This is a genomic window from Jiella flava (assembly GCF_017349315.1).
Lineage (GTDB): Bacteria > Pseudomonadota > Alphaproteobacteria > Rhizobiales > Rhizobiaceae > Jiella > Jiella flava.
This window is the reverse complement of sequence record NZ_JAFMPP010000037.1, coordinates 1-1,609: the sequence shown is the minus strand read 5'-3', so window position 1 is coordinate 1,609 and position 1,609 is coordinate 1. Positions and strand designations below refer to the sequence as shown.

At 46.6% G+C, this 1,609-nt stretch carries 2 protein-coding genes; both read right to left on the bottom strand.

Annotation, left to right across the window (positions count from 1 at the left end; genetic code table 11):
• Window positions 1-197: 197 nt before the first annotated feature.
• Window positions 198-1,136 (bottom strand): hypothetical protein, encoded by a 939-nt coding sequence (locus tag J1C48_RS18670; protein WP_207259508.1) that lies wholly within the window; start codon window positions 1,134-1,136, stop codon window positions 198-200.
• A 9-nt stretch (window positions 1,137-1,145) separates the two neighbouring features.
• Window positions 1,146-1,609 (bottom strand): hypothetical protein (locus J1C48_RS18665; protein WP_207259507.1); only part of this gene is annotated, 464 nt, incomplete at its 5' end.

The window sequence follows — 1,609 nt, the reverse complement described above, 5'->3', positions numbered from 1 at the left end:
AAGGATTGCGAGAAAACCGTCGCTTCGGCTCTGGCCTTCTTTCAGATGGTTCTCGCTTTCCTCATCGTCCGAAGATTGGCGCGAAATTCACCCGCCGTCTGAATTTCGAGTCATGCTCTTAGGACGGGCATGGTTATTCTCCGTGAACTCTGCAAAATTTACCGCGTTCATGTTTCTTATGTCTTGCAGCGCCTACTTCATCCAGCTTTGTGCTGAGCGCGCAGTTTAGCCAGATCAGCAACAGAAGGTGTACTGGGGTAAAGAGATCGGAATTTTGCCTCTGCCTGATCCAGAACTTCATCTTTTGGCCAAGCCGGTGGCGGATAAAGAGTGGCTAGTGGGGTCACCGCAAATAGGGGATGGGAAAGCTTTGGATTTGCGATACCCGCCCACTCCCGCAGACGGAGAACAGCGAGAAGTTCAACCGGGAAGAGCCAGTATGCCATGTCCTCGAATTCGTACCACTCATTCTCAGACATCTCGGCATCTCTGGATTGAGAGATATGGCATTCTGCCATTTCGCTCATCAAGGCGTCAAAAGCCCGTGCATTTGGTTCTCTCCAACCAGTGAGAAGCTTATCCCATATACCGAGATTTTCGATCTCATGCTGCCGAAACTCGCTGTCAAGGCTCACATCCGCTTGAAGCCAATCCTTCGCCAATTCAAGCATGAACCAACACATACGGCCATAAGAGATGCCACGGTCCAACAAACGATTTAGTTCTTCGAAACCGAATCTCGCAACAAGTTCAGACTCGTCTTTCCAGCCGGTTGCTAAAATTTGAGCAAGAAGTTTCCCATAGGCATCAAAATCATAACGCCCAAGATTTTTTTGATAGAAATCGTAAATGGGAACTTCAAAAAAGAAACTGGAAATGCCGCATCTACTTGATAATGCAAGCAGTTTTTCATCAGGAGTAAAACTCATCCCGGATGCACTATAACTATTTCTATACCACATGTGAATTAATTCAAAATTTTCCGGAATCAACTTCACATCACTATCTACAACGTCTTTTCCCACCCAATCTCCAATATCTTCATAGGAGGCATCCCTAAGAAGAGGTTTTTGCTGCTGGACTTGCTGTGGTAAATTTTTAATTAGCTCATTTCTCATTAACGATACATCAAACATAACCGTTTCTCATTTCTCTTTATTAGCTTCACCTCTGGCTCCCAAAGATTTTGAACCAGGTGGACCGGTAGAAGGTGGCTTTAAATTTGAAGATTTGCGTGCAACGCTGCCAGTGTCATCACGATACGTCAGCCGTTTTGATTTCGATCCTGGCTTCCAGCTCCAGTCAGCCTTGCCGCGGTAGGTCGCGTTACCAGCGTCATCAACATCATATTTCCAAATTTCGTATTCTTTTGAGGATGCAGATCTCAGCCATTTCCGAATTTCTATTGCAGTTCCACCCATGCTAGTCGGCGTGCTCCGCCAGTTTCCCTCGCCGCTTAAAGCACGTCGAATTTGTAGATCTGCATATTTCGGTCCGCCTTCGCTCTGAAGCTCATTCAGACTAGCACTGTTTGCCTTTACCTCAACGACCTTGACGGCTCCAGTTTCGGGGTTTCGTCCAACAAGGTCGATCCCGTTGTCCGAATTAT

Coding starts and splice junctions, on each gene's coding strand:
- J1C48_RS18670 (WP_207259508.1), bottom strand. CDS start 1,136: ATGTTTGATGTATCGTTAATGAGAAATGAGCTAATTAAAAATTTACCA.